This is a genomic window from Gordonia otitidis NBRC 100426, from assembly GCF_000248075.1.
GTDB lineage: Bacteria > Actinomycetota > Actinomycetes > Mycobacteriales > Mycobacteriaceae > Gordonia > Gordonia otitidis.
Genome location: NZ_BAFB01000186.1, coordinates 1 through 6,274, shown reverse-complemented (window position 1 = coordinate 6,274; position 6,274 = coordinate 1). Strand labels below are relative to the sequence as shown.

6 protein-coding genes and 1 pseudogene are annotated in these 6,274 nt (G+C 63.2%); 4 read left to right on the top strand and 3 right to left on the bottom strand.

Annotated features, from left to right (window positions below; translation table 11 throughout):
- A pseudogene (locus tag GOOTI_RS18120) lies at window positions 1-237 on the bottom strand (TlpA family protein disulfide reductase); the annotation flags it as partial.
- A complete protein-coding gene (nth, locus tag GOOTI_RS18115; protein WP_007240066.1) occupies window positions 237-923 on the bottom strand; it encodes an endonuclease III in 687 nt (228 codons plus the stop codon). The pseudogene GOOTI_RS18120 and the gene nth, both read right to left, overlap by 1 nt.
- Window positions 924-1,202: 279 nt before the next feature.
- Here nth and GOOTI_RS18110 point away from each other — a divergent pair, with 279 nt between their 5' ends.
- The 4 genes from GOOTI_RS18110 to GOOTI_RS24790 all read left to right on the top strand — a co-directional run bounded on the left by GOOTI_RS18110 (window position 1,203) and on the right by GOOTI_RS24790 (window position 5,757).
- Window positions 1,203-1,415 carry a hypothetical protein gene (locus GOOTI_RS18110; protein ID WP_005171585.1) on the top strand — a complete coding sequence of 71 codons (213 nt, stop codon included), beginning with the start codon at window positions 1,203-1,205 and terminating at the stop codon, window positions 1,413-1,415.
- Window positions 1,416-1,663: 248 nt separating this feature from the next.
- A complete protein-coding gene (locus tag GOOTI_RS18105; protein ID WP_005171581.1) occupies window positions 1,664-2,338 on the top strand; it encodes a Crp/Fnr family transcriptional regulator in 675 nt (224 codons plus the stop codon).
- Window positions 2,339-2,470: 132 nt separating this feature from the next.
- Complete coding sequence (locus GOOTI_RS18100; protein WP_007240065.1) at window positions 2,471-3,598, top strand: AAA family ATPase; 1,128 nt, start codon at window positions 2,471-2,473, stop codon at window positions 3,596-3,598.
- The gene (locus tag GOOTI_RS24790) at window positions 3,595-5,757 is read left to right on the top strand and encodes an AAA family ATPase (protein WP_083835949.1); all 2,163 of its coding nucleotides are present in this window, start codon (window positions 3,595-3,597) and stop codon (window positions 5,755-5,757) included. The genes GOOTI_RS18100 and GOOTI_RS24790 overlap by 4 nt, the downstream gene beginning before the upstream one ends.
- On the opposite strand, the gene GOOTI_RS18090 is transcribed toward GOOTI_RS24790, so the two are convergent.
- The coding region (locus GOOTI_RS18090; RefSeq protein WP_007240063.1) for an MBL fold metallo-hydrolase at window positions 5,723-6,274 on the bottom strand (552 nt) is incomplete at its 5' end. The genes GOOTI_RS24790 and GOOTI_RS18090 overlap by 35 nt on opposite strands.

Genomic DNA, 6,274 nt, shown 5'->3' with positions numbered 1-6,274 from the left:
GTCGTCGACCTTGGCATCCGGCACCGCGGCGACGCCGGGGTCGGCAGTCGGCGAGGCAGTGCCGTCAGAACCTGAATCGCGTGGCCAGATGGCGACGATCAGCGCGATCATCACCACGAAGAACACGAGGGTCCAGCGCAGTGGCGTGGGAAAACGGCTTCGACGGCGCTCGCTCGACGGCTCGTCGTCCGGCGGTGTCGGTGTGTCCGGACCGGACGTGGTCGCTGAAGAACTCACTAGGCGGATATCCCTGCGAGTTGGAGGATGTGGTCGGTCTCCGGTCCCTTGACGAGCTTGGCCGCCTCGGCTTTGTCGAGCGGGCCGAGTCCGACCGACGGACAGTCCTTGGCCAACACGCACACCCCGCACGCGGGCTTGCGCGCATGGCACACGCGCCTGCCGTGGAAGATGACGCGGTGCGACAGGTTGGTCCACTCCTTGCGCTCGAACAGCTCGCCGACCGCGTGCTCGATCTTCACCGGATCGGTCTCGGTGGTCCATCCCCACCGTTGGACGAGTCGCGAGAAGTGCGTGTCGACCGTGATGCCCGGGATGTCGAAGGCGTTGCCCAGCACCACGTTGGCGGTCTTGCGGCCGAAGCCCGGCAGACTGACGAGTTCTTTCAGGGTGTGCGGAACCTCGCCGTCGAAGCGTTCGACCAGCGCCTGGCCGAGGCCGATGATCGAGTTGGCCTTGTTGCGGTAGAAGCCGGTCGTCCTGATCATCTCTTCGAGCTCGGTACGGTCGGCGCCCGCATAGTCGGCAGCAGTGCGGTACTTGGCGAACAGGGCGGGGGTCACCATGTTGACGCGCACGTCGGTGCACTGCGCCGACAGGATGGTCGCCACGGACAGTTCGAGTGGGTTGGTGAAGTCGAGCTCGCAGTAGACGTGTGGGAATTCGACCTTCAGTTCACGGTTCATCCGGCGAGCACGACGCACCAGGCCCAGATGGGTTTCGTTCCTGAACTTCGACGCAGGACTCTTCGACGACCTTCTCGTCGACGCCGGGGGGGTCGACACCGCGTCCGCTGCCCCGGCCTCCCGCGGAGCCGCAGCTCCGGCAGCCGATTTACGTGCACTCACACGTTTCAGGTTAGCGATCGACTGCGACCGGGTGGTTCGCGACGGCTTGATAACAAGTCAGTGAAGGCGACGATTCCAGTTAGGAGCCTCCTCGGCGATCGGTGTTTACTGATCGGTATGCAAGGACTCGCCGCACTGCTCTTCCCTGCTGTGTTGATGCTCTTCGCACTCGCGATGGAGAAGGTGCAACACCACACGGACCGACTCAGCGTCTCCCGTGACAACGTCGAGGAGTTCCTGCAGTCCGCTGAGTCCCAGCACGTCGACACGCTGGCCAGGGACGGTTTTCCCGCAGCTCTCGACGAGTTGCGGGAGCGCCGCGCGAGCTGATCGCACGCCCGGCTCGTCCGCACCGGACGACTCTCCCGAGCCTTCTCTGATCGAACTCTCCTCGACGACACAACCGCCGCAATCGCGGTCGGCGCGGTTCACGCGAATGCATCGAAACGTCGATTCCCCACACGCAACACGGACCGCAAAGTGGCGCCAGTGACCCATTCAACACATATGCTTCAAGCGAGAGTAGCGTTGCGGAGTGCGTGTGCCGTTTCACGCGGACGATGAGAAAGGTTCCTTAGGTGGAGGAAGTACTGGCGCGGGCGGGAATTTTCCAGGGTGTGGAGCCCTCCGCTGTCGCGGCGCTGACCAAGCAACTACAGCCCGTTGATTTTCCACGCGGGCACGTCATCTTCCATGAGGGAGAGCCCGGCGACCGCTTGTACATCATTCTTTCGGGCAAGGTGAAGGTCGGGCGACGCTCACCCGATGGACGCGAAAACCTGCTGACCATCATGGGACCGTCGGACATGTTCGGCGAACTGTCCATCTTCGACCCGGGGCCCCGCACCTCGTCGGCCACCACGGTCACCGAGGTTCGCGCCGTCTCGATGGATCGCGACGCACTGCGCGCATGGATCAAGGATCGTCCCGAGATCGCCGAGCAGTTGCTGCGCGTGCTGGCCCGACGCCTGCGCCGCACCAACAACAACCTTGCCGACCTGATCTTCACCGACGTCCCCGGGCGCGTCGCCAAGCAGCTGCTGCAGCTCGCACAGCGCTTCGGCACCCAGGAGGGCGGCGCACTGCGCGTCACCCACGACCTGACCCAGGAAGAGATCGCCCAACTCGTCGGCGCATCCCGCGAAACCGTGAACAAGGCCCTCGCCGACTTCGCGCAGCGCGGCTGGCTGCGACTCGAGGGCAAGAGCGTCCTCATCGCCGATTCGGAGCGCCTCGCCCGACGGGCACGGTAGCTTCCCGAGCAGCTTGACAGGTCCCGTACGCAACGCAGCGTGCGGGACCTTTTTTGCGCTACTCAGTGTACCTACGTCACATATAACGTACGTTTATTGCGACGTACGTCATCCGTGACGTAGGCTTCGCCCATGCGCCCCCTCTTCCCGAACCCCGGCGGTGTGGTCGATCCCGACGACCTCGTCGGTCGTGACGCGGAACTACTCAAGATCAACGAGGCGATCTCCAGAAGCGGCGGCGCGTACGTCACCGGCGAGCGTCGGATGGGCAAGACTTCGATCCTCAGAAAGCTCCATTCAGAACTGGAACAGGCAGGACGGGTCGTCATCCGGCTCAGCGCAGAGACCGATCGGATCGACACCTTCACCGAACGACTACTGCAAGAACTCCGCACCCACCGCCTTATCTCACGCGGCATTGCGAAGTGGGAGAAGGAGCTCGGCGGCGAGTTCGCACTCAAGTTTCTCGGCAGTGGGCTCAAACTGTCAGGCAAGGCGAAGAGGGGGCACGACCAGCCAGTCGAGCTCGACCTCATGCAGCTACTCTCCGCCACCTCAGGCCCCAGAGGAGCGGTGTTGATCATCGACGAGATCACTGTGCTGTGCAACGCCCTTGGCCCCGAAAGTGCAACCGCCTTTCTCGGCGACCTTCGCGCCCACAGGCAGAGTGAACGACCGCTTGCCGTCGTCATCTCCGGCTCCATCGGGCTACACCACGCGCTTCCAGACACCCGCGTGATCAACGACCTCTGGCAAGTGAACGTCGGCGCACTCAGCAGTGAAGAGGCGTCCGAACTCGTCAACCGACTGATACTCGGGGTCGGCGTCGAGTGGACACACGCACTGGAGGCCGAGATCCTCCAGGCCACGAGCGGCATCCCCTACTACGTCCAAGCTGTCGTACAACAGCTTGCCGACGACCCTGATCGCACCGTGAATGACATCGTCGACTATTGCATCAATGAAAATCTCTGGAACACCGAGCATTACGACTCACGACTTGATGACTACTTCAGTCGCGACGACGCCCGGCTGGCCCGAGCTGTGCTCGATGAATTGGCAATGAACGACGCACTGGATGTCGACTCTCTGACTGCGCCGCTGAGTGCGGTCCTCGGAGCTGCCCCCGATCGCGATGATCTCTTGCGAATGCTCCGCCTGCTCGAGAAAGACCACTACCTGACGCGCGAATCGATGACTGATCGCATGTCCTCCCAATTACTACAACGCATTTGGCGGACGCACCGGAGGTTGAGATGACTCGATCGCACCCGCGGCCCTTCACGCCGGCACAAGAAGACCCGGCCGTCCTCGACCAACGGACCGTCGGTCGAGGTCGCCTCCTGGACACGTTGACGCAACGCCTCATAACAGCTGCGACCACGCGATCGCGCCCCCACACACTTCTCGTCGGGCCACGCGGTTCGGGAAAATCCCACCTGCTCCGAGTGGCATTGCACCGCATGGCACAGGATTCGGAGACCGCCGCGCGATTACTTGTGGCCGAGATACCCGAGGATGCCATGGGCATCACACGATACGACGACCTGTTGTACGAAATCGGTGTGACCATCGGCCTACAGCTGGCGCGAAGGAGCAACACCACCGACCTCGAAGGACAGATACTCGACGCGACCGCCGATCGCACGCTCGTGTTGGTGATCGAGAACCTCGACCGGGTGTTCGCGTCGATTTCGACTGCTGGTCAACGCAATCTACGTTCTTGGGTCGAAACATCGGGCCAGATACTGCTTTTCGCGGCAACGCCGTCCCTCTTCGTGGGAGTGCATGACCGCACGGAGCCGTGGTTTGGTGGGCTCATCACCACTCCACTCGACGGTCTCTCCACAGAGGACGGGCGCAAGCTGCTCACACGCCTTGCAGAGGATAGGGGCGACACCGCACTCGCAACATTCCTCGATTCAGACGTGGGTGCAGCTCGCGTCAACGCCGTCGGAACACTCACCGGCGGTTCTCCGCGCATCTGGATGGTCCTATCGGAATGTCTCACTGTCGACTCCCTTGACCAACTGATCCCTGCGGTCGAGGACCTGGTCGAAGGGCTCGTGCCTTACTACCAGCAGTTGCTCTGGGATCTTGCGCCGAACCAGCAGGCGATCGTGCGCCAACTTGCGGAAGGGGCGGCTGCCGCGCAGAGCACGAAAGAAATCGCCGACGCAACAGGACTCACCCAACAGACAGTCAGCAAGGCACTGGAATTGCTCCGGAGCGGTCGATGGGTGTCAGCAGAGAAGGTGCCTGGTGGCGACAAACGCAAGACCTGGTACTCCCTTCGAGAGCCGATGCTGAGGCACCATTTCCAGTGGCGTAGCGGTCGCGGCGAACCTCTGGCGCTCGTCGTCGAGCTACTGCGCGAGTGGTATCAACCCGGAGCACTCCGAACGCAGCTGGCGGGCGCTGCACCCAATTCGCCCGCCGAGCGATACCTGGTGCAATCGCTCAAGTCTCAAGTACCGACGTTCGACTTCGGCTACAGCACCCTTAGCCTCGTGGATCTTCTCGCCGAAGCTCGGCGGTGGATCGATGGCGAGGACGATGTCTACACCGCCGACTGCGGGCGTTACGTCGAACTCTGCGTCCTGATGTATCGCGGCGACGACGTGTTGCCCGCCGAGCACATGGGTTCTCGGCCACCACTGGCGGCCACTGACAGTGCCGTAGCGCACTGCCTCGACTCCACCAACAGAGAGTCGCTGGTCGGCCTCTTGGCTGCCGCATCCGAGTCGACCACAGGGCCGACCAAAGCCGGGCTGCTGCTGGTTGCGGGAGGCTGGTTACAGAATATCGACCCTAGCGCAGCCGTTGAGTTGCTGCACTCCGCATTGGCGGAGACCGGGGGACACGCGCCACTTGACTTCGCAATCCGTCTCGAAATTGCCGGATGCAGCGGACGCGCATCAGCTCGACAAGCGCTTGACGAATTGACGCAGATGCTGGACGAGGTCTTGGAAGTGCTGGGAGAAGATCACCTCATCACCCTCACCACCCGCGGCTTGATCGCCTACTACACCGGCGAAACCGGCCACCCCGACACCGCACTCACCCTCTACCAACAATTCCTCGACGACCACACCCGCATCCTCGGCCCCGACCACCCCGATACCCTCACCACCCGACAGTCAGTCATCGCGATTCTGGTCGACTCCGATGAGCCCGAGCACGCGCTGGACATTGCACTGCGGGAGCCCCCGATCATGCCGGCGCACCTGCTTATCGCGCTGATGCGCCTGCCGTCGGCGCCGACAGGATTCGACGTTCTTTGGCACGCCGCGCATGGCGACGAGGAAGCATATGTGAGGCTTCCGGATGAGCTGAAAGATGTCGCAGCAAAGCTCAAAACCATCGTCGCCGAAGCCCCGTCGGTCACGCCTCCCGCAGGTACTCCAACTGCGCCTTGACCGACATCCTCGCGGCAGGCCAGAGCTTCTTGTCGACGTCGGCGTAGACCTTGCGCACCACCTTCATCGGCTTCGCCTTCTTCGCCGAGACACCCATGTCGTCGAGCGCGGCGACGATCTGGTCGAGCCGGTCCTCACGGTGCTTCTTGTAGTAGCGCGCCACCGGACCCAGGTCGGGATGATCGGGCCCGTGCGCGGGCAGCAGAGTCGCACCCTCGCCCTCGACGATCAAGCGGTTCAACGAGTTCAGGTAGTCGCGCAGCGTCCCGTCGCTGGGATCGAGCACGGTGGTACCACTTCCGAGGATCGTGTCGCCGGTGAGAACTGCGCGCTGCCCCCGCCAGTCGACGAGGAAGCTCACCGAGTCACCCGTGTGGCCGGGCGTGTGCAACACCGTGATCGTCAACCCCGCGACATCGATCACCTCGCGGTCGGCCAACGGCGCAGCACCCCGCGAATGCTCGGCCAGCCGCGCCCGCGTCGGAACGCCTGTGTGCTTGTGCAGCGACTTGATCGC

Excerpts from the sequence above, each read along its gene's own strand:
- nth (WP_007240066.1), bottom strand. The coding sequence starts at position 923 with ATGAACCGTGAACTGAAGGTCGAATTCCCACACGTCTACTGCGAGCTC.
- GOOTI_RS18110 (WP_005171585.1), top strand. The coding sequence starts at position 1,203 with ATGCAAGGACTCGCCGCACTGCTCTTCCCTGCTGTGTTGATGCTCTTC.
- GOOTI_RS18100 (WP_007240065.1), top strand. The coding sequence starts at position 2,471 with ATGCGCCCCCTCTTCCCGAACCCCGGCGGTGTGGTCGATCCCGACGAC.
- GOOTI_RS24790 (WP_083835949.1), top strand. The coding sequence starts at position 3,595 with ATGACTCGATCGCACCCGCGGCCCTTCACGCCGGCACAAGAAGACCCG.